The following is a 21137-nucleotide window of genomic DNA, read 5'->3' as shown; positions in this document are numbered from 1 at the left end:
AAACCCCAAATTCCATATGAATGGATTATTCGCACTGTGCCTTCTTCACAACCATTGGTGAAGTTTTACGGGAATCATTGATACATTTCCCCCGAATACATCCCGTTTTCTCATAATTCTGATTAATGTTTCATCTGGCTCAGATCTGCAATCGCTTCTTGGACAAGCGTAACAGACTGACTCATTGCTGCCCCTCCACCAAAGGCAGCACAAACGCCGACTGATTCAAGGATTTCTTCCTCAGTACATCCTTGGTCGAGGCATCCTTTTGTATGGTAGATGATGCAATATTCATCCTGAGAATAGATACTGATTCCTAAGGCAATCAGTTGCTTTTCTTTCTTCGTCAATTTCCCGGCTTTGAAACAAGACTCTGTAAAAGCATTGTACTTACGTGCGATGTCGGGCATTTTTTCCGTAAATACGCCAAGTCCATGTTTGTAATCCATCAATGCCGCTTCAGTCGGTGTTCCAGGTTGCTGATGAGTTTCCTTCTGGTTCATAGCATTCACTCCTTACATACTCAAATATTTCTCATAGTTAGTATGAATCTTCCTGAGAATTGTATCCCCCGAAAGGAATGAATTTTTCACGTAAAGTAAACTTGGCAAAGCGTGTAATAAAAAAAGAGTGCCGACGTATCGACACTCTTGTGGGCAGGTTATTCACTGACCGGAACGACTGCTCCACCGTATTCTTTGTTGATGAAGTCTTGGATTTCTTTCGAACGAAGCACTTCAACAAGCGCTTTGATGTTCTTGTTGTCTTCATCGCCTTTGTTTACCGCGATGATGTTCACGTAAGGAGAGTCGGATCCTTCAAGCGCAATTGCGTCATCTTTCGGACTCAAGCCAGCATCAATGGCATAGTTCGTATTGATGACGACTGCATCTCCTTCACCGTTGTTGAAAATCTTAGGAAGAAGCCCAGCTTCAACATCTGCTTTAAAATTCAGTTCTTTCGGATTATCGGCAATATCTTTAACAGTGGCTTCTGACTTTTCAACGCCTTCTTTCAATGTAAGCAAGCCTTTGCTTTCCAGCATCGATAGAATACGACCATGATCGGCAACGGAATTACTCATGATAATCGTAGCACCCTTCGGAAGGTCTTCCAGGCTCTCGTGTTTTTTCGAATAAACACCGATTGGCTCAATGTGTATCCCGCCTGCATTTTCAAATTCATAGCCATGTTCTTTCATTTGTGATTTCAAATAAGGTATGTGTTGGAAGTAGTTCGCATCCAATTCTTTGTTATCAAGGCTTTTGTTCGGAATCACATAATCCTGGAACGTCTCAATTTCAAGATCAATGCCCTTTTCTTCAAGTAGTGGTTTTGCTTCTTCTAAAATTTCAGCATGAGGAACGTTGGACGCACCGACGACCAACTCTTCTCCGCCGCTGCCACTCGCTCCACCGCAAGCTGCTAATACCGTAATGACCAATGCAAAACTAATAATGGATAAAAACTTTTTCATGTTGCTTCCCTCCAAATTATCGTTTGTCTGTATTTTGTGTCAAAATATCGCCCATCCATTGGATGAGGAATACAATCACCAAGATGATAATCGTCGCAATCAACGTCACGTCGTTCTGATTTCGTTGGAACCCATCCAAGAAGGCCAGTGTTCCAAGTCCACCTGCACCGACGACGCCTGCCATCGCGGTATAAGAAATCAATGCGATTGCGGTAACCGTTATACCTGAAATCAAGGCAGGTAAGGATTCCGGCAGCAGAACTTTATAAATGATCTGCCAGTCGGTCGCTCCCATCGATTTTGCCGCTTCAATCACACCCTTATCGATTTCTCGCAGTGCAATTTCAACCATTCTTGCGTAAAAAGGTGCTGCCCCTATGATTAACGCTGGAAGCGCCGCTTCAGCTCCAAGCATAGACCCGACCAACCAGGTTGTGAAAGGCACCAGCAAAATGATCAATATGATGAATGGAATAGACCGGAATATGTTCACGACTGCAGCAACGACCGTTTGTATCGGCTTGTTCTGCCATAAGCCTCCTCTTTCTGTCAGGAAGAGGAGCAACCCTAAAATGATCCCCAGTACGAATGTGGCGCTGACAGAAATGACCGTCATGTATAAGGTCTCAAGCGTAGCTTCCCACATATCCTCCCAATCGACATTAGGAAACAGGTTTGTCAGCATGTGTAATCACCTCAACTTCTACTTCTTGCTGTCTGATATAGCTGATCGCCTTTTCCAATTCACCAGGTTCACCTTCGAGTTGGATGAACAGTGTGCCATAAGCACCGTCTCTCGTTTGTGAAATCTTTCCTTGTAAAATGTTTGCGTTGATTTGGAATTGACGGATCAGATCGCTGATGAGTGGTCGCTCAGCAGTACCGCCGACGAACGTCAGTTTCACAACCTTGTGATTCTCACCTTTTTCAATGAGATGTTGGATCGTTTCATCGGTTTCTTCTGGCTCTGTGACTTGCTTGACAAAGTCTCTCGTAATCGTTTGTTCAGGTGAACGGAATACTTCCAGGACCGGTCCTTGTTCCACGACTCGTCCTTCTTCCATTACCGCGACCCGATTACAAATCTTCCGGATGACGTGCATTTCGTGTGTAATCAGCACAATCGTCAAACCGAGTTTCTCGTTGATATCGACGAGCAGGTTCAAAATGGAATCTGTCGTTTTCGGATCAAGAGCGGATGTCGCTTCGTCACACAATAAGACATCCGGATTATTGGCCAGTGCCCTTGCAATTCCGACACGTTGTTTCTGACCTCCACTCAACTGGGACGGATACGAATCTCCGCGCCCTTTCAGCCCGACAAGTTCAATCAACTCCTCCACCCGTTTTTCACGTTCTTCTTTACCGATGCCTGAAATCTCCAGTGGGAATGAGATGTTCTCTCTCACCGTACGGCTCCATAGTAAGTTGAAGTGTTGAAAGATCATCCCGATGTTTTGTCGTGCAACACGGAGTTGTTTGCTGTTCAAGCTGGTGAGTGCTTGGCCGTTGATGTCGACTGAGCCCTCAGTCGGGCGCTCCAACATGTTCAACATCCGAATCAACGTACTCTTACCGGCACCACTATATCCGATGACCCCGAAGATCTCTCCTTTTTCAATCGTAAGATTTACTCGGTCCACTGCATTCAGGGTGCCGTCCTTTGTATAGAAGACTTTTTTAATATCTTTTAAAGTGATCAAGTCGTTCATCTCCTTCCTAACCCTTATCATCCGCATATTCGTCTCTGTAAATGTAAAGGACCCACGGCAAATCCAAGCCATCTGTCTAAGGCTCGGTTAAATGCAAAAAAACCTTTCCACTCGAAAATGAGCAGAAAGGTTTATAGGATCTCTCCATCTCATCTTCCAGAGTCTCTCACTCTGCAGGATTTGGCACCTTTCAAACCCATAATGGTTTGATGGTTGCCGGGCTTCATCGGGCCAGTCCCTCCGCCGCTCTTGATAAGATTTTATTTAATTCGTTAAAAACTTTATCACTTTAGTTTATTTAAGCATGAATGCATTGTAGCATGTGATATTTTTAGGTGTCAATCATTTTTTACTGCATGTTTTCAAACACATATGTTACTTTCATATTAGACGTTTTCGGTTATGCTAAAAGTACATTTGGTCGTAGGAGGCATAAAAAATGACTGAAAAAGCAGCTTTCAGCCTGAGAGATCTTCAATCGAATGAAGTTATATCTTTGTCCCACTATTCGGGTAAACCCGTGATATTGCAATTCTGGGTTTCCTGGTGTCCAGATTGCATGCGGGAAGTCCCCCTTCTGGAACAATTTTATAAGTCCATGAACAATGATGAACTCATCGTTTTAACAGTGAATGTTACCGGAAGAGAAGGCGCAATAGAACAACGTGATGCTTTCATAGAAAAGAATCAATTGACTGTACCCGTTCTAGAAGATGATGGCACCAAGGTTTATGATCTATTCAACTGCACTTCTGTACCGACGACGGTCTTGCTTGATGCAGAACATCGCATCCAGGATGTTTATTCCGATAAGGATAAGTTCCAAGATATTTTATACGGCATCACTCGTTTGTTGCCCCGATAAGTAGAAGATGGATTCCAGTTTTAGAACCGTTCTATAAGATGCATCCATATGAATTTCTTTTCGGCTGATCAACTCAGATAGCTTCACTCTACCCTCAATAAGTGATTTTAGCGCTTCAGTAGATCCCGTTATTTCAACGACACTTTGCGGTTGATCCGTTTGGGTGATGACCTTACAGGAACGTTTTCGTATATGGACGGAAATACGCTCTTCAGTAGACGAGAGCGCGACGACGAAATCCTGCAAACGGAAAAATGGCGATAAATAATTTTGTTTTTCAAACCTCACCTTGAACGCCTCAATAACCAGATCAATCCCCATGATTTCCCCCTCGCTTTCTACAATAACTTTTCGATGGGGGTATCGTATGTCCTCTAAGAAACGTTCGACACTTTCTCAAGCATAATTCGAGATATTTTTTCTTTCATAAGGGTTTGATATCTGGTTTCGTGCACACATTAGCCCTCCATAAGGGCACCAAATCTTTCGTGCATCCAAAAAAGCGTCCCCCTAAGGGAACGCTTTATGTAATTAAGCATTACAAAATTTCATGACGTAGAGCCATGATTTCGATTAACTCGCTTTGTTGTGGATGAATTGGATTTTCAATAAGTCCAACTGCTTCAAATGTTCCGCAGGTTTCTCGAGCCGTTCACCGATTTTAATGTTGATCTTCAGCTTCAAACCCTCTTCATCTTTATCCTCCGAAGAGTTTGAAGAGTTGGATGGCTTAGAATCTTTGCGACTGACATTGTTGTCACCATCCTCGTCTTCCTCTTCGCGTTCACCGTCTTCACGATCGTTTTCTTCGCCTTCGTCATCCCGTTCTGCATCCTTTGGAGACTCTTCTCGTTGTTCCTCATCTTCGTCTTCGTTGTCATCAGACTTCGGTTTTTGTACAGCTGCAGGTGCGGTAGTTTTAGGCTGTTTTACTTCTTTAGGCGTTTCTTTAGGCGCCGCCGATTCAACAGATTTATTCACTTTCTGTTGAATCGTTTCTTTATTCTCTTTCGTTTGATTCGTGTTGATCGGTTTAGCACCGTTGTCATCTTTAAGACCGGTTTGTTCTACTGGATGATCGAGTGCTGGAGCTTCTGGAGCTTTTGGTAAAGCCGCGTCTTCTGTTGAATCTGTAGCTTCTTCCTCATTTCCAGCAGCAACTAGCTTTCTCAGTTCAGAAAAAGATAGTGTGCGTACATGATTCACTTCAAGTGATTCATCTTGTTCCATCGCATCTTGATACACGAGGAATTTCCCCATGGATAAACCAAGTTCATTCGCTTTATTACGTGTATCTGAAGACGTTTCCATAACGGATACGACGATACTCGTGTTCTCAATGCTCTTATCAGACCGAATTTGCTTGATTGCATCATCTAGACGTTTACGTAATTCAGAAGATACATCACCTTTTTCAAATGAAGAGGTGATCAGGAGATCGTCATATGTGTCGAAATAGCCATATTCTTCGAGCATCTCAAATAAAGACTCGGAAAAATACAACAATGACGAATCTACGTACCCATCAGAGCCCTCTAATAGACTTTTAGCGTCTTCATTCAACGCACGGACTTTGATGATATTCATTTCTTTATCAACCGCGACTTCGATACTTGGGTTGATGTCAAAGCTGACATAAGCTGCAGCAGAAGCCTTCTGATGGCCAAAAGGCATCCCACCTGCTACTAAAACGAATACAATAAGGGCAACTAACGCAAGTGAGAATGAAGGTAATAGTACACGGTTCGGGCGAAAGGCAATACCTGCACCATCCGTAGGACAGATGTATTCCTGACCTACTTCTGGTTGGTCGCCTTTTTTCAGCCGAACCTGTTCAAAACTGCCATCTTTCGTCATGATTACAGCTTTGCGCTTTGAAACTTTCATGATAAGGCCGCGTTTCACTCATTGGTCCCTCCCTTCAATTGATTGATCAAGAGGGCTCAATGTAGGATCTAAGCGATGTATACCCTCCAATGTAAATCAATGCTATTGCTATTATATATTTTCGATTCCGTTCGATCGTTTTACGACTGCAAGAGACCATATTTAATAAATCTTTTATTGGCAGTTGTTTTTTCTCAACTAGATAAGACGCTAACTTCTCATCTTCAGCCAAGAGCTGAGCAATCTTTTTGGCGTTTTCACGAGCATCGATATGCTTTGGACAATTTTTACTTAACACTTTGAAGGTAATGCTATAATCTTTCAACAATTCCTGGTATTCTTCGATCTCATAAACGCGGTTTTCGACCTGTAGCTGTTGATCATAATGATGAATCGCAGCTTGTTGTTCTGCGTAACTGTCTTCTAGACGTCCTTCTTCATCTGTTTCCTCTGGTTCGAGGAAAACATATCGATTCTGACGAGCTTCTTTTCGGATGAAGTCAATGACACGTCGACGGATGACCATATCTGCAAAAGTAAGGAAACGGCTTCCCTGTCCTTCTTGATATTGATTGATCGCTTCATTGAACGCTGTCAATCCGATACTATATTCATCTCTCGATTGATCGATATATTGATTGCATACTTTAGAAGTTACTTTTTTAATGAAGGGTTGATAATCCTCTAGTAACTCGTTGCGGAGTTCTTCGTCTCCTCGGGCAATTCTTTTTACTTTATCTTCTATGGTAACATTTTTCTTTACTGCTTTATTGAAGTTCGGTTTCATTAGTAAGTTCATATTCATTGATGTCATTTTTGTATCCACCTCGCTACGGACAAGTTATTTAACTTTTTTGATTGAGGATTTCCTAAACGAATTTATATGATATAAAACGAAATTTTGTATTTAGGATTAATGAATCCATAATTCATTTATATCATTATTTTCGCCGTTTGGAGGATACAATTTGATAACAATGTTACAAGCCCTTTAACAATTGTAACATGCTTTTATTAAGACTGATTAGGGTGAATTTTGTAACAATAGTCCCTGTATTTGCTAAAAAACTCTATAATACCAATAGGAAAACGCTTACTTTTATACAATAAAAAAACAACCTTATTCTCATTATTTTTGTTGAGAAAGGTTGTTTTTTGACATAAATCAGGAAGATTTATCCACTACTTTTTTGAGTATTCTGGTTGAAATTTAGGATTTTATGATAGATATTGTCGACAGATTGAAAGGAATATAGCTTTTCTACGATTTTACCATCATGCAAAAAGGTCAAACAAGGGACACTTGTGATCTCCCAATCCTTTGCGACAGAAGGCATTTGGTTCAAGTTGCAAGCCAAAACCTCCTGTTCTTGACGGTTTGGATCATCCAGCGTAGCCAGGACAACCTCTAACATCTGTCTTGCCAATTTACACGTCCCGCACAATGGGGTATAGAAATATAGGATCGTAGAAGAGCGTTTGAATCGTTTGTGCATAATTTGTTCATAGGTTGCTTCACGTATCATAGATGGTTGCCCTGCCTCCTGAGTACCTTATTCATCTAAAGAAAACTTAATTAATTGATCGTCGTTTTCACTCGGATTTCCCCTACCATCTGTATTATTAGTGACAGCATATAGGGTTCCATCTACAATCTTAACATCACGCATCCGGCCAAATCCATCTTTCCACTTTTCATGGGTACCCTTCGCCAGGTCAAATACCCTGATTTGTTTGCCAGCGAGTAAGGCTACATAAACCTTATCTCCGGAAATAGCCATACCTGAAGGTGCCCAGGTGGTCTCACCTGAATGGAACACTGGTCGGATCAATCCTTCCTGCTCTTCATCTCCTTGGATAATCGGCCAACCATAATTACCGCCAGGCACGATCTCATTGATTTCATCATGTGCGCTTTGCCCATGCTCTGAACTGTACATCTTCCCTTCCGAAGTCCACCCAAGCCCTTGCGGATTACGGTGTCCATATGAATAAATCGGAGAGTCCTCAAAAGGGTTATCAGAAGGGATGGACCCATCAAGGTTAAGTCTGAGGATTTTTCCACCTAAAGTGTTCAAGTCCTGAGCTTGATCTTCGTCCCCAGCATCACCAGTAGTAATATAGAGCTTATCATCCGGACCGATTGCAAGCCGTCCCCCGTTATGGATACGTCCTCCAGGAATGCCCTCAATCAGAACATCGCTCTCTTGCCACTCACTTTTCTGTTTTTTTACTTTGACGACTCGATTCTGGAGACGGCCATCCTCTTCGTATGTATGATAGAGGATCGCTTCTTGTGGCTCAGACTGATTACCGAGTACGACAATTCCGAGCAGACCACCTTCTGTTCTAGCCACTACAGGCTTGTTCAGATTTACGGATTGTAGTTGAACAGAATCGTCCTTAACACTCATGATTTCACCAGTTCGCCCAGACAAATAGTAGACCGTGTCATCAATGACATTGATCTGCCATGGGACTTTGAGCTTCGTGGCTATTATTTCAGCGTCTTCACGTTCTCCACCGTTCACTTGTTGAGTTGTATCTTCAGATGCGTTCTGCTTCCCTTCAGAAGGCATCTGCTCTTGATCCGAACATCCAACTAACACAATCATAAGAATGGCACTCAAGAGAATCCTCATGTTGCACCTCCGTTGAATAAATAACGCTGATCAATTCGGAAATTGGCATTCATTAAAATTTTTGCCAGATACATTAAAGGCGTTTCAGCGACTTCTTTATAAACACTCTGCGTATGAAGATGCGTTGCGTTCGGCAATTCTCTTTTCAACGTTTTCCTCAACTTATGTCCTGCATCATCTTCATCTACAAGGATGTAGATCTCCCGATGCTCGATCAAATCAATCAATTCTTCCAGCTTTGTAAAACTGATCGTTCCATGTGTACAGATGATTTCGACAGGTTCACTGATCAGTTTCTTGACCTTTTCTCGGTCCGTTTTCCCCTCAACGATTAATACTTTCGTCTCTATCTCATCCATATCGAACCCACCATGTCATTTATTTAAAATCTCTAACCGCTTCGATCTATTGATTTTAAGCAAAAATCACGACACTCCTGCGGGAACAGCGGACCAAGCGAGACCCCACAGCGAACTCAAAAATATACACCACAACTATGGCAAGTGAGCGAGGAGGCTCGCGGTTCGCCCGCGGAAAGGGAGTGATTTGCAGCAAAAATCAACTCTCATCATAAAAGAAAAAGCAACGATCGCTTGGATCGCTGCTTTAACACCAACCGAATTCGCAATCGTCAACTAGTTGTTGCTGACCTTGAGCTTTAGGAGCTGAATTTGAATCTTGACGGAAGATCTTGTCCCCTTCAAATTCAAACCCTTCTCCCATCTCATACAAATTCCCCTGATTGGTAAATCGGATTTTTCCTATTATATCTTTGTTCAAGTACAGAGACATAGAACCTTGATCCATTTTACCGTAGACCTTATTCGTGACATCTGTTCGACGAATGTTCTGGTCCATACTGTCACACCCTTCCACTAGCATAATATCGTTATATTACCCAGCTGTGATGTACATGAATCTTTCTTATGTTCTGTAAGATCGCTGTATATTATTCTTCGCTGACCATCTTCTGATATCCTTCTGAATCCATCAGTTTCTCAAGTTCTGACTCATCAGACATTTCAACCACGATCATCCAAGCTTTTTCATATGGAGATTCGTTTACGAATTCAGGACTATCTTCAAGGTCTTCGTTGATCTCAACGACTTTACCGCTAAGTGGTGCATACAATTCAGATACCGTCTTAACGGATTCTACACTCCCGAAAGGCTCGTCCACTTCAATTTCGTCGCCCACTTCTGGAAGCTCAACGAAAACGATGTCGCCAAGCTCATCTTGAGCGAATGCCGTAATCCCGATATGTGCTTTGTTTCCTTCAACTTTTACCCATTCGTGTTCTTCTGAATAACGCAGTTCCTTTGGAAATTCCATTCTTATCCCTCCATTAGTTTCATCAGCTTCTTAAAAGGTCCATTTCATAAAGTCCTTCTACAGTAATACTATTATAAAACAGTCCACATTCGCAATCTGTTCTACTTCCATGTTTGGTCGAATGTGTCCTCTTTAAACCCGACGGTAACGTTTTCTCCATCTGTAACGATTGGTCGCTTGATCAACATGCCTTCTGAGGCAAGCAATTCCAACAACTCATCTTGTGATGCAGTTTTCATTCGTTCCTTCATGTCGAGCTCACGATATTTTTTCCCGCTCGTATTGAAGAACTTCTTCAGCTCTAAACCACTCTTTTCGTGTAGAGAAGCAAGTTCTTCTTTAGAAGGAGGGTTTTCGACGATATGTACGTTTTCATAAGAAACCCCTTGATCATCCAACCACTTTTTCGCTTTCTTACAAGTTGAACAATTAGGGTACTCATAGACCGTTAATGACAAGTTCGACACTCCTTACACTATATTCTGTATTTTCTAAAAGAGCTCAGTTCCATTCTATCATAAACCTCCTGAGAATACGCATTCAAGCTCAGGCTGGTTCATTTTATCCTATATCATCATTTCGTATTCCATATTGACGGTTCTATTGAAGCTTTTTTCTACATTTATTAGTAGAGACAATAGAGACAAGCTACTTAAAGGAGAGTGCTCATGCTTGCTACGATATCCAGCTACATCATTCTAGGGCTTTCCATTGCAGCTCCAATCGGTCCGATCAATATTGAAATCATCAAAAGAGGATTATTATATGGATTTTGGGCTGCATTACTGGTTGGTGCTGGCGGCATTTCCTCTGATCTTATCCTAATGGCCCTGATGTTCTTCGGGCTCTCACATATCATGACCTTCGTTTGGGTCAAAATTGCATTGACCTTGCTCGGTTGTTTCATTTTGATCCAATCCGGCTTGAACAATTTGAGAATGACCGCTTGGATGGAAAATGGGGAGAATCCTGAGCAGCGGAATGGGCAAGTAAATGCTCGTTCCTATTTGTCCGGTATGACGATTGCAGCATCGAACCCGATGAACTTGCTTTTCTGGCTTGGAATTTATGGATCAGTGTTAAGCGGGGTCCTTCAAGAAAGCAATCACCTCCATGCGTTTCTAGTGAGCAGTCTCGTTTTCATCGGTATTGGCTTGTGGAATTTAAACCTGGCGTTCACGGTTCATTTTGGACGGTTGTTAATGAATACTCGGATCATGAAAGGAGTAAACATCGTTGCCAGCTTTGTTTTGATCGGATTTGGCATCAAGTTCGGCTGGATCGGGGTAACAGAGTTGGTTTCGGAACTAGGTTGGGTGTGAACATTTGCTACAACTTGTGGAATTTTAGCCTCGACTTATGGAACTTTCGTCTCCACTTGGGGAACTTTCACATCAACTTGGGGAATTTAATTCCTTCTTACTACTCATCGCCCATTGAAAAAAGGTCCTCCATTCGGGGAGGACCTTTTTCGAGAGAGTTTGTTTTTCAAATAGGAAAAGAGAGAGTTTTCATTAATAGTTGTTAAACGACGTATCTTTCTTCTTCCAACAACACTTCAGCAATTTCACGCTTCTTTTTCACAACATTAACTGGCGTGTAACGCGTCAACTTCTTCAATGCGGAAAGCATCATACGTAGCTGATCTCCATCTTCAATGGCAACGATGGATTCTTTCGCATGCGCTTCAATACGCTCAAATGCTTCCTGACAATAGACTTCCGTTAACAAGATCTTTTGCTTCGCTTTTTCAGCACCGACTTTTTGAATCGCTTTTTCCGTACGCAATACGACCGACTCGATTGCATACGCTTCACTTACGATGTCAGCTACGTTCGAAAGCACTTCTTGTTCATGCTCCAGCTTTTCTCCGTATTTCTGTACACCCAGTCCAGCAATCATCAAGAAAATCTTCTTCGCGTTCTTGATGAACTGTTTTTCTTGTGCGAGCGGCTCGTTATCCAACTCTTCAGGCATGAGCATCATCAACTCGTTCTGAAGCTCTGTCGCTTTTTGAAGAAGTGGCAATTCACCTTTCATCGCTTTTCTTAACAACGTACCTGGTACCAATAGACGGTTGATTTCATTCGTACCCTCGAAGATTCGGTTGATACGGGAGTCACGGTACATATTCTCGACTTCATACTCGGACATGAAGCCATATCCACCGTGGATCTGAACTGCTTCATCAACCACATAGTCCAACACTTCGGAAGCGAAGACCTTGTTCAATGAACATTCAATCGCGTACTCCGCAATCCCCTTCGCTAACAATGAGCCGTCCTTCTGCTCTTCTGCTGACAGGACACCCAGTCGATCCTCGTACATGCCGACTGTACGATAGACAGAGCTTTCTGCCGCATAAGATTTCGCAGCCATTGTCGCTAATTTCTCTTGAATCAATGTGAAACGAGAGATCGGTTGCTTGAACTGTTGGCGCTCATTCGCATATTTAATTGAGACTTCAAGTGCACGTTTTGCTGCCCCTACACAGCCAACGGCAAGCTTGTAACGTCCGATGTTCAAAATGTTGAATGCGATGACGTGTCCGCGTCCTGCATCACCTAACAAGTTTTCTTTCGGTACGTACGCATCTTCTAAAATCAACGTACGAGTAGATGAACCTTTGATTCCCATTTTCTTTTCTTCTGGACCTGTGGATACGCCTTCGAACTCACGCTCGACGATGAAAGCGGAGAACTTGTCGCCATCGATCTTCGCGTATACGACGAATACATCTGCGAACGCAGAGTTCGTGATCCACTGCTTTTCACCGTTCAAGATGTAATGGGTTCCAGCGTCGTTCAACTTGGCAACGGTTTTTGCACCTAGTGCATCAGATCCTGAACCTGGCTCAGTCAGTGCATACGCTGCAATACGCTTACCACTTGAAAGATCCGGCAAATACTTTTGCTTCTGCTCTTCATTTCCGAACAATACAATCGGTAAAGATCCAATCCCGACATGTGCTCCGTAACTGAGTGAGAACGAGCGAGCTCTCGAGAATTTCTCTGTAATCAGAGAAGAACTAATCTTATCAAGTGCCAATCCACCATACTCTTCAGGAACATCCGCACCTAGTAGTCCTAACTCTCCCGCTTTCGTCAACAAGTTACGTGAAATATCAAACTCGTGATTCTCAATCTTCTCAAGCTGAGGGACGACTTCCTTTACGACAAAATCCTCTGTCGTTTTCCCCATCATGATTTGTTCATCGGTAAAATCTTCAGGCGTGTAGACGTTTTGCGCCTCCACTTCCTCCACTAGAAAACTTCCGCCTTTTGCTGCTTTTTCAACACTGCTCGACATAGGTTTTACCTCCCTTTACTGAATTAATTCGAATACACCAGCGGCACCCATTCCGCCACCGATACACATCGTCACAACACCAAACTGTTCATTTCTGCGAATCATTTCATGCATCAAAGTCAACGTAAGCTTCGCGCCACTGCATCCTAGTGGATGACCTAATGCGATTGCTCCACCATTGACGTTCACCTTCTCCTCATCTAATCCGAGATGTCGGATCACCTGGATGGATTGGGAAGCGAAGGCTTCATTCAGTTCGAACAATCCAATGTCCGACTGTTCCAAACCAGCGAGCTTCAAGGCTTTCGGTATCGCTTCAATCGGTCCGACACCCATGATTTCCGGTGCGACACCTGCTACCGCAAACGAACGGAACTTCAGGATCGGCTTCAATCCTTCCGCTTCTGCTTTTTCACGGTTCATAACGAGTACGGAAGCTGCTCCATCACTCATTTGAGAGGAGTTTCCTGCCGTAACGCTACCTTTCGGCGAAAAGGCTGGTCGTAATTTCCCAAGCACCTCGAGGGATGTATCCGCTCGGACACCTTCGTCCTTTGAAAACGTCATCATTTTTTCTTGCAATTTATTGTTTTCATCCACCCAGCGTTTTGCTACTTCAACCGGTACGACCTCATCATCAAACTTACCTTCAGAAATCGCTTTGGCTGCTCGTTGGTGGCTGCGTAATGCAAATTGATCTTGATCTTCGCGTGAAATTTCGAATCGTTTAGCGACTTCTTCTGCTGTATACCCCATTCCCATGTAGTACTCCGGTCGGGAATCGAGCAATTTCACGTTCGGCTTCACGACGTGACCCGGAACAGGAACGAGACTCATCGACTCTGCTCCTCCAGCGATGATCGAATTCGCATGGCCGATCATAATCCGCTCCGCGCCGTATGCGATACTTTGCAAACCAGAGGAACAATAACGGTTGATCGTAATGGCCGGAACATTGTCTGGAAGACCAGCCAATCCACCGATCAAGCGAGCCATGTTCATCCCTTGTTCCGCTTCTGGAATGGAACAACCCATAATCAGGTCATCAATCGGTCCATCATATCCTCCTGCCCTTTTAAGTGTTTCTTTTACCGTAAGAGCTCCGAGGTCATCCGGACGCACATTGGCGAGCGTCCCTTTCTTCGCTTTTCCGACAGGTGTTCTTGCACCTGCCACAATCACTGCTTCTTGCATCTTCACCCCTCCTTAGTTGCGTAATGGCTTTCCTTTGACGAGCATATGTTGCATCCGTTGTTGAGTTAGCGGTTCTCCAGCCAAACTCAAGAATGCTTCCCGTTCAAGGTCGAGTAGATACTGTTCATCGACGAGCGTTCCTTCAGGTACGTTTCCACCTGCGATGACATACGCTAATTTTTTCGCGATTTTCAAATCATGATCGGATATCATGTTTCCAAATTTCATCGTTTGTGCACCGAGATACATCGTTGCATAACCTGCTTCACCAGCAACAGGGATCAATTTACGCTGTGGCGGACGGTATCCTCTGTTGAAGAGTGACAAGACTTGTTGCTTCGCATCATAAATGAGGTGATCCCCATTCACGCTGATTCCGTCTTGTGGTCGTAAGAATCCAGCTTCCTTCGCTTCGTGAGCTGATGTAGAAACCTTCGCCATTGCAATCGATTCAAACGTCTGAATGGCGATTTTCTGCAAGTCCGGCTTCACATCTTTCGGTACTTGATCCAACAAGCGTGTGTAGAGTTCTTTGTTTCCACCACCGCCAGGGATGATACCGACACCGACTTCGACTAGACCCATATACGTTTCAAATGAAGCTTGTAGGCCAGCTGCTGGTAGGGATACTTCCGTACCACCGCCGAGTGTCATGTTAAACGGCGCTACTACGACCGGTTTGGCACTGTAACGGACTCTCGCCATCGTTTGTTGGAATTGACGGACCATGTAGTCAAGCTCGAAGAAGTTATCGTCCTGCGCTTCCATCATGATCAGCATCAAGTTCGCACCGACACAGAAGTTTTTCCCCTGGTTACCAATCACGAGTCCTTTGTAATTCTGCTCGACCTCATCAATCGCATAATGGATCATTTGAATGATATCCGGACCGATCGCATTGTTTTGCGAGTGGAATTCGAGTAGAGCGACACCATCACCGATATCGATGAGGCTTGCACCCGTATTCTTCTTGATGACGCGGTCTTCATTTTTCAAACGGTGCAATCGAATGACCTTTTCATTTTCATTCGCTTTCGTGTGTTCACCTTTATGGTAGAACTCGATATCTGTACCGGCCTGCTTATAGAAGGATTTTTCTCCAGCTTCAAGCATTTCGGTAACCCAGCCTGGAATCGTTTCGCCTTCCTTTTTCATCCGTTCGACGGATTTCTCAAGACCGATCGCATCCCACGTTTCAAACGGACCAAGTTCCCAGCCGAATCCCCATTTCATCGCGTCATCGATTGCTTTGATGTCATCCGCAATTTCGTACGCTTTTTCCGCTGAATAGAGAAGGACTGGTTTCAAGATCGACCAAACGAGCTGTCCTGCGCGGTCATCTGCATATACAAGCGCTTTCAATTTATCCGACATCGTCTTCGCCTGCTTGCTCATTTCGACGGATGCGGTTTTCAGCTTCTTCCGTGGTCCGTATTCGAGCGTATCAGGATCCAGCTCTAAGATTTCACTTTTTCCACTGGACTTCTGTTTTAAATAGAAGCCTTGGCCGCTCTTGCTTCCGATCCATCCCTTTTCATTCATCTTCTTCATGAACTCAGGGACATCGAAAACGGCTTTCTCATCGCCTTCCACCTGATCATACACATTACCTGCAACGTGGATGAACGTATCTAGTCCGACAACATCGAGGGTACGGAACGTCGCACTTTTCGGGCGTCCGATCGCAGGACCCGTGACTGAATCCACCTCACCGACCGAGTAACCGTTCTTCACCATTTCTTGAACCGTTACGAGTAACCCATACGTTCCAATTCGGTTCGCGATGAAGTTCGGAGTATCTTTCGCTTCGACAACCCCTTTACCAAGTACATCCTCACCAAACTGGTTGATGAATTGGAGGACTTCAGGCTTCGTCTCGCTCGTCGGTATCACTTCTAAAAGTTTCAAGTAACGAGGCGGATTGAAAAAGTGTGTTCCTAAGAAGTGGGCTTTGAAATCTTCACTTCTTCCTTCTGCCATCGCATTGATTGAGATACCTGATGTGTTCGAACTGATGATGGTTCCAGGCTTTCTGTACTGTTCAACCTGTTCATAAACCTTCTTTTTGATGTCTAGATTCTCTACGACAACCTCGATGATCCAATCCACTTCACCAAGCTTCTCTAGATCATCCTCCAGGTTTCCTGTTTCAATCATCTGAATATGCTCCTTGGAACTGAGCGGAGCTGGCTTCTGCTTCAACAGCTTTTGTTTCGCCGTTTCAGCGAGCTTGTTACGGACTGCTGGATGTTCCAGCGTGAGCCCTTTCGCTTTTTCTTTTTCGTCCAGTTCTCTTGGGACAATATCCAAAAGGATACTCGGAATTCCAACATTGGCTAGATGTGCTGCAATTCCTGACCCCATCACGCCTGAACCGATTACTGCTACCTTACGAATCTGGTAAGACATGTTGTACCTCCTTTATATGAATGAATACTCATTCATTTTTTCTGCAAAAAATAGAACTTACTAAAATAAGTGGTCTCACTAACTACTATAAAAAAACAAAAGCAATTTCGCAATACAAATTTCTGAAAATTTCTATGATTTTGTCTAATTTGTTCAGGATTCCTTGCTATAGGGGCTTTCCACTCGAATTTTCTCTAAAATTTCTTTGATTTGCTCCAAATGGCGACGTTCGTGATAGCCGATGAAATCGAGCCACTGCTTCAACTGCATGAAACCGAATATCGGGTGTTTGAAAGAGCGTTTTTCCAGAATCGTCGGGTCCTCTACTCTTTCCAACACGTGGAACAGGTATCCTCTAGACTTCTCCAAAGCTATTTTAGCTTCCGTTAAGCTCTTGTATTGTCCAGTTGGGCGGACATATTCCGGCGCTTCTACTGCAGGGGATCTTTTGGCTGAACGATAAACAGGGTGTTCCTCAATTTCTCGATCTTTCCCTTCATTCAGTTGATTTTCGAATTGATTGGCAATCACGCGCTCAATCAACACAAGATGTTCAAGCACCTCTAAAATCGTCCAAGTGTCTGAAGAGACTTGGGCGTGGCTTAACTCTTCCGGAATTTCATTAACGACATCGAGCAGTTCCTGTCTTCCTGACTCTAATACAGACATCGGTATTCCTCCTTTAAAAAGAATCCTACTTACCTTCCATATTCGACAGGGCCCGCTCCATTCTCCTTCAAAATGGTTACAATATCTTATGCTGGAAATGATGAAGTGATGAAAGACAAGAACCATACGCTCTCCATCCATAAAAAAATAGAGTGCCTATCGTATAGATGGCACTCTATCAAATGATCCATATTTACTTTCCGAAGATGCCTTTCAGTACGAAAGCGACGTTCGCTGGACGTTCTGCCAGTCGACGCATGAAGTATCCATACCAGTCTTTTCCGTATGGTACGTAGACTCTCATCGTGTAACCTTCATCACGTAATTTACGCTGCGCATCGATGCGAATACCATAAAGCATTTGGAATTCGAATTGATCAAGCGGGATGTTATGCTCTTTGACGAGTTCTTTCGTGTAAGCGATCATCGCATCATCGTGAGTTGCAATTGCCGTATAGTTGCCATTCAACAAATGCATCTTGATGATTTTTTTGAAGTTCTCATCCACGTCTTTTTTCTGAGGGAACGCAACGCTTGGAGATTCCTTATAGGCCCCTTTTACCAATCGAAGATTCGGATTCAATGAATCCAGGTCCTGAATATCTTCAACGGTACGATACAGATAAGATTGCAGAACTGTACCGATATTATCGTATTGAGACTTCAATTCTTTGAAAATATCAATTGTCGCCTGACAACGCGCTTCATCCTCCATATCAATCGTTACGAAAACATCGTAGCTATCTGCCACTTCCATGATTCGCTTCATATTTCGAATAACAAGCTCGCGACTGATATCGAGTCCCATGGATGTCAATTTCAATGACAGCTGGGAATTGAGCCCTTGATTCGCAATGGATTTAATCGCTTCTATACAATGATTCGTCATCTCGTTCGTTTCTTCTTCATTGTCTACGAACTCTCCGAGATGGTCGATTGTAACCTCGAGCCCTTCCTCATTCAGCTTGCGAATCGTCTCTAGAGTACTTTCCAGAGAAGCACCTGCTACAAAACGGCCTGCACCGAAACGAAGCCCATACTTTTTCGCCATTTTGGTAGCGACTTTATTTTTACCCATGAATAAGAAGAAATTTTTCAAAATTTGTTCCATGACAAGAATCCCCCTATACTGAAAACGGATACAAAAAAATAGGTACTATATATATGAACGTTTAGGAAATAAGTTAAACTTCTTACCGTATTTTATCATCTTTTCGACAACATTTTTACTTTTTTCAAAATTTAATTTTTTCCTTTTTTCTATAGTATATGAGTTGTAATGATGGTGTGTAAGGTGTAAAATTACACCAAATCTTTCCGTGAGAGGTAAACAACCATGAACATTGATCAAATGATTGAAATTGTCTCTTCAAAAATGAAATTGATCCGCATAGAACGCGGCTACACCCAAGATAAAATGGCGATGATATTAGGTCTTTCCAAAAAGACTCTCGTACAAATTGAAAAACAAAGGACGAATGCGAACTGGACGACCGTCGCTGCTGTTTCTGCGCTATTCAGAAATAGTGAAATTCTCCGTTCAGCTCTAGGTGGCGATCCTGTTGAAATCGTCGAGATCCTTGCCCATGAAGGGATCGATCGTCCAAAAGAACAAACGCTGGGGGGGAAAGTCTGGTGGCGGGATGTGAAGTGTGAGAATGGCTATCGTCTTCAGCAAAATGTCATCAGCCAACACTTCCGGATTTTGGATGAGGATAACCATCGGTGGTATAGCTCATTTGATGAGGAAGAAGCGAATGAACGCTTGAGTGAGCTCGCTCATTCTTAAATCGGCGTTTCGGAATAACATCGTTTGGATGTGGCACCCTAATCTTCGAAATGGAATTTTATCATTTAAGGAGGAGTCAAATCGTGCCACAACAACAGACCCCGCAGGATCAGCAAGGTTTCATGCCCCAACCTCCACGAGTCATGACGGTCAAGGATCAGCTCTTCATAACCGATATGATGAGCTGGAATTTGTTAGCGGCGAAGAAATGCAGCTTTTTTGCTAAACAGTGTCAGGATCAAGAAGTGAAGTCGGCGATTGAACAGGCAGCAAGCATGCATACGCGCCATTATGATCAGCTGCTTCAGCATTTACAAAGTCACTTGGGCGATCAACCACAAAACCAAAATATGACTCAATAAGGGGGATCTCAGATGAAAATTCAAAATCCGCAAACGAACATTCCGCAAACCCCGGACATGAATGATCGTGATTTCATCAACGATACGTTAGCGACTGAAAAATATATGACAGACGCTTATTCTACAGCATTGAACGAAGCAAGTCATCAAGCTTTGTACCAGGATATTTCTGCTATGGCTAAAGAAACACAGGACTGTCAACGTAACTTATACAACGTGATGTTCCAAAAAGGCTGGTACTCGTTCGATCAAGCTCAGCCTCAAGCCTTACAACAGGCGTATCAAAAGTTCTCAGGATACAAACAACAACTGCCGAACGGCGGAACGATTCAATAAGAAAAGCGCAAGCGCCTCGGGTAGACTCGAAGGGCACTGGAAGTCCGACGAGGAGGCTGTTGCCGCCGCAGGAGGTCTGAAGTGACCCGAGAGGCCTGGCGCTGAGCTAGACATTCCATCTATGCAACCACATTTCAATTAAAAAAATTGGGCAGACCTAAGCGGTCGCCCAATTTCTTTTGCTGTCTATTTTTGTTCTTCCCGATATTTTTCATTGAGTTCACGTACTTCTTGGATTAATTCTTTCATGCCATCCTTCGCATCGGGATACTTCTCATTCCAATGCTTCACAAGAGGTGGCATTGATTTGGACATGTACGTGTAAAGCGCCCACATCTGCACTTTCTCTTTTGACGCTTCATCGGTTTCACCCGTCAACAATTCCGTGTACTTGGTCATCAATCCATCAAACTGTTCTCTTAATGTTTGATCCATAGATGTCACCAACCTTCTTCGTTTCATCACATTCTATCATAGGTCCATCCAAACGTAAAAATTCGGATCAAGCATCGTACCACTTGTTTTTCATTGCCAAAATGGCCGCTTGTGTCCGATCATGCAGTCCTAGTTTACTAAGAATATTGCTCACGTGCGTTTTCACGGTCTTTTCGGTGATGAACAGTTCAGATGAGATCTCTTTATTGTTCCTCCCCAGCGTAATTTCGCGGAGCACATCTTTTTCTCTTGCTGTCAGTTGATTGAAGCTCTTTTCGGCTTCATTCGTTTTTGTACCCGTATTTACATGGTTGAGAAGCTGGGAGGTTGCCGTCGGATGAAGATGCGTTTCTCCTGAATACACGGCCTTGATTGATTTGACGAGTTCGTCTGGTTCTATATCTTTCAATTGATAACCATCTGCTCCCGCTTGTAGAGCAGGGACGACATGGTCTTGATCTGAAAAACTCGTCAAAACGATGATCTTGACGTCTGCATAATCAATTTTGATCCGTTTCGTCGCTTCGATTCCGTCCATGACAGGCATCGTCAAATCCATCAGGATGACATCCGGCTTCAATTGCTCGACAAGGTCGATCGCCTCTTGGCCATTCGAAGCTTCTCCAACCATTTCAATATCAGGTTGTGTCCCTAAGAAAAATCGCAGCCCCTTCAACACCATCAGATGATCATCGACTAATAGTACCTTGATCCCCAT

The 21137-nt window shown here is 43.4% G+C and carries 25 protein-coding genes and 1 riboswitch; of the genes, 5 read left to right on the top strand and 20 right to left on the bottom strand.

Features of this window, described 5'->3' with window-relative positions:
• Positions 1–122 precede the first annotated feature (122 nt).
• The 4 genes from ACXQIQ_RS16240 to ACXQIQ_RS16225 form a co-directional block, all read right to left on the bottom strand.
• Positions 123–503 (bottom strand): carboxymuconolactone decarboxylase family protein, encoded by a 381-nt coding sequence (locus ACXQIQ_RS16240; protein WP_439301327.1) that lies wholly within the window; start codon positions 501–503, stop codon positions 123–125.
• Between the two features lie 158 nt (positions 504–661).
• Positions 662–1477, bottom strand: coding sequence for a MetQ/NlpA family ABC transporter substrate-binding protein (locus ACXQIQ_RS16235; RefSeq protein ID WP_439301328.1), 816 nt, complete (start codon positions 1475–1477; stop codon positions 662–664).
• 16 nt (positions 1478–1493) lie between these two features.
• Complete coding sequence (locus ACXQIQ_RS16230) at positions 1494–2162, bottom strand: methionine ABC transporter permease (protein WP_439301329.1); 669 nt, start codon at positions 2160–2162, stop codon at positions 1494–1496.
• On the bottom strand, positions 2140–3180 hold the full coding sequence (locus tag ACXQIQ_RS16225) for a methionine ABC transporter ATP-binding protein (protein ID WP_439301330.1): 1041 nt from the start codon (positions 3178–3180) through the stop codon (positions 2140–2142). Before ACXQIQ_RS16225 ends, ACXQIQ_RS16230 begins: the two co-directional genes overlap by 23 nt.
• Before the next feature lie 155 nt (positions 3181–3335).
• Positions 3336–3448, bottom strand: a riboswitch (SAM riboswitch).
• Between the two features lie 180 nt (positions 3449–3628).
• Between ACXQIQ_RS16225 and ACXQIQ_RS16220 the strand changes: the two genes are divergently transcribed.
• Positions 3629–4054 carry a TlpA disulfide reductase family protein gene (locus ACXQIQ_RS16220; RefSeq protein WP_439301331.1) on the top strand — a complete coding sequence of 142 codons (426 nt, stop codon included), beginning with the start codon at positions 3629–3631 and terminating at the stop codon, positions 4052–4054.
• Here ACXQIQ_RS16220 and ACXQIQ_RS16215 read toward each other — a convergent pair.
• The 9 genes from ACXQIQ_RS16215 to ACXQIQ_RS16175 all read right to left on the bottom strand — a co-directional run bounded on the left by ACXQIQ_RS16215 (position 4022) and on the right by ACXQIQ_RS16175 (position 10374).
• Positions 4022–4375, bottom strand: a complete 354-nt coding sequence (locus ACXQIQ_RS16215) for a hypothetical protein (protein ID WP_439301332.1) — start codon at positions 4373–4375, stop codon at positions 4022–4024. The genes ACXQIQ_RS16220 and ACXQIQ_RS16215 overlap by 33 nt on opposite strands.
• A 252-nt stretch (positions 4376–4627) precedes the next feature.
• Entirely contained in the window at positions 4628–5959 is a 1332-nt protein-coding gene (locus ACXQIQ_RS16210) for an anti-sigma factor domain-containing protein (RefSeq protein ID WP_439301333.1), read from the bottom strand.
• 28 nt (positions 5960–5987) lie between these two features.
• The gene (sigI, locus tag ACXQIQ_RS16205; RefSeq protein ID WP_439301334.1) at positions 5988–6755 is read right to left on the bottom strand and encodes an RNA polymerase sigma-I factor; all 768 of its coding nucleotides are present in this window, start codon (positions 6753–6755) and stop codon (positions 5988–5990) included.
• Between the two features lie 361 nt (positions 6756–7116).
• On the bottom strand, positions 7117–7467 hold the full coding sequence (locus tag ACXQIQ_RS16200) for a thioredoxin family protein (protein ID WP_439301335.1): 351 nt from the start codon (positions 7465–7467) through the stop codon (positions 7117–7119).
• A 27-nt stretch (positions 7468–7494) separates the two neighbouring features.
• Positions 7495–8583, bottom strand: a complete 1089-nt coding sequence (locus ACXQIQ_RS16195) for a PQQ-dependent sugar dehydrogenase (protein ID WP_439301336.1) — start codon at positions 8581–8583, stop codon at positions 7495–7497.
• Positions 8580–8942: a toprim domain-containing protein gene (locus ACXQIQ_RS16190; protein WP_439301337.1), complete on the bottom strand. Its 363-nt coding sequence runs from the start codon at positions 8940–8942 to the stop codon at positions 8580–8582. The genes ACXQIQ_RS16195 and ACXQIQ_RS16190 overlap by 4 nt, the downstream gene beginning before the upstream one ends.
• Positions 8943–9189: 247 nt before the next feature.
• Positions 9190–9441, bottom strand: a complete 252-nt coding sequence (locus ACXQIQ_RS16185) for a DUF2553 family protein (protein WP_439301338.1) — start codon at positions 9439–9441, stop codon at positions 9190–9192.
• Positions 9442–9532: 91 nt separating this feature from the next.
• A complete protein-coding gene (gene gcvH, locus ACXQIQ_RS16180; protein WP_439301339.1) occupies positions 9533–9916 on the bottom strand; it encodes a glycine cleavage system protein GcvH in 384 nt (127 codons plus the stop codon).
• A 101-nt stretch (positions 9917–10017) separates the two neighbouring features.
• Positions 10018–10374, bottom strand: coding sequence for an arsenate reductase family protein (locus tag ACXQIQ_RS16175; protein WP_439301340.1), 357 nt, complete (start codon positions 10372–10374; stop codon positions 10018–10020).
• 210 nt (positions 10375–10584) lie between these two features.
• Here ACXQIQ_RS16175 and ACXQIQ_RS16170 point away from each other — a divergent pair, with 210 nt between their 5' ends.
• A complete protein-coding gene (locus tag ACXQIQ_RS16170) occupies positions 10585–11238 on the top strand; it encodes a LysE family translocator (protein WP_439301341.1) in 654 nt (217 codons plus the stop codon).
• Positions 11239–11440: 202 nt separating this feature from the next.
• Here the strand turns inward: ACXQIQ_RS16170 and ACXQIQ_RS16165 are convergent, their stop codons facing one another.
• The 5 genes from ACXQIQ_RS16165 to ACXQIQ_RS16145 all read right to left on the bottom strand — a co-directional run bounded on the left by ACXQIQ_RS16165 (position 11441) and on the right by ACXQIQ_RS16145 (position 18608).
• Entirely contained in the window at positions 11441–13225 is a 1785-nt protein-coding gene (locus ACXQIQ_RS16165; protein WP_439301342.1) for an acyl-CoA dehydrogenase family protein, read from the bottom strand.
• A 15-nt stretch (positions 13226–13240) separates the two neighbouring features.
• Complete coding sequence (locus ACXQIQ_RS16160; protein WP_439301343.1) at positions 13241–14419, bottom strand: acetyl-CoA C-acetyltransferase; 1179 nt, start codon at positions 14417–14419, stop codon at positions 13241–13243.
• A gap of 12 nt (positions 14420–14431) precedes the next feature.
• Positions 14432–16828 carry a 3-hydroxyacyl-CoA dehydrogenase/enoyl-CoA hydratase family protein gene (locus ACXQIQ_RS16155; protein ID WP_439301344.1) on the bottom strand — a complete coding sequence of 799 codons (2397 nt, stop codon included), beginning with the start codon at positions 16826–16828 and terminating at the stop codon, positions 14432–14434.
• 153 nt (positions 16829–16981) lie between these two features.
• The gene (locus ACXQIQ_RS16150) at positions 16982–17497 is read right to left on the bottom strand and encodes a DinB family protein (RefSeq protein WP_439301345.1); all 516 of its coding nucleotides are present in this window, start codon (positions 17495–17497) and stop codon (positions 16982–16984) included.
• Positions 17498–17690: 193 nt separating this feature from the next.
• Positions 17691–18608 (bottom strand): proline dehydrogenase family protein, encoded by a 918-nt coding sequence (locus ACXQIQ_RS16145; RefSeq protein WP_439301346.1) that lies wholly within the window; start codon positions 18606–18608, stop codon positions 17691–17693.
• Between the two features lie 225 nt (positions 18609–18833).
• Between ACXQIQ_RS16145 and ACXQIQ_RS16140 the strand changes: the two genes are divergently transcribed.
• From ACXQIQ_RS16140 to ACXQIQ_RS16130, 3 genes are read left to right on the top strand one after another with little or no spacing between them, the layout of a single operon-like run.
• Positions 18834–19286 (top strand): helix-turn-helix transcriptional regulator, encoded by a 453-nt coding sequence (locus tag ACXQIQ_RS16140; RefSeq protein ID WP_439301347.1) that lies wholly within the window; start codon positions 18834–18836, stop codon positions 19284–19286.
• Between the two features lie 50 nt (positions 19287–19336).
• Positions 19337–19648, top strand: coding sequence for a hypothetical protein (locus ACXQIQ_RS16135; protein WP_439301348.1), 312 nt, complete (start codon positions 19337–19339; stop codon positions 19646–19648).
• 12 nt (positions 19649–19660) lie between these two features.
• Positions 19661–19984, top strand: a complete 324-nt coding sequence (locus ACXQIQ_RS16130) for a spore coat protein (RefSeq protein ID WP_439301349.1) — start codon at positions 19661–19663, stop codon at positions 19982–19984.
• A gap of 186 nt (positions 19985–20170) precedes the next feature.
• Here the strand turns inward: ACXQIQ_RS16130 and ACXQIQ_RS16125 are convergent, their stop codons facing one another.
• Positions 20171–20419: a YusU family protein gene (locus ACXQIQ_RS16125; protein ID WP_439301350.1), complete on the bottom strand. Its 249-nt coding sequence runs from the start codon at positions 20417–20419 to the stop codon at positions 20171–20173.
• Between the two features lie 67 nt (positions 20420–20486).
• Complete coding sequence (locus tag ACXQIQ_RS16120) at positions 20487–21137, bottom strand: response regulator (RefSeq protein ID WP_439301351.1); 651 nt, start codon at positions 21135–21137, stop codon at positions 20487–20489.

Source organism: Pseudalkalibacillus sp. Hm43, assembly GCF_054170705.1.
Note: the sequence above shows the minus strand (reverse complement) of the source record. Positions and strands in the feature narration are given on the sequence as shown.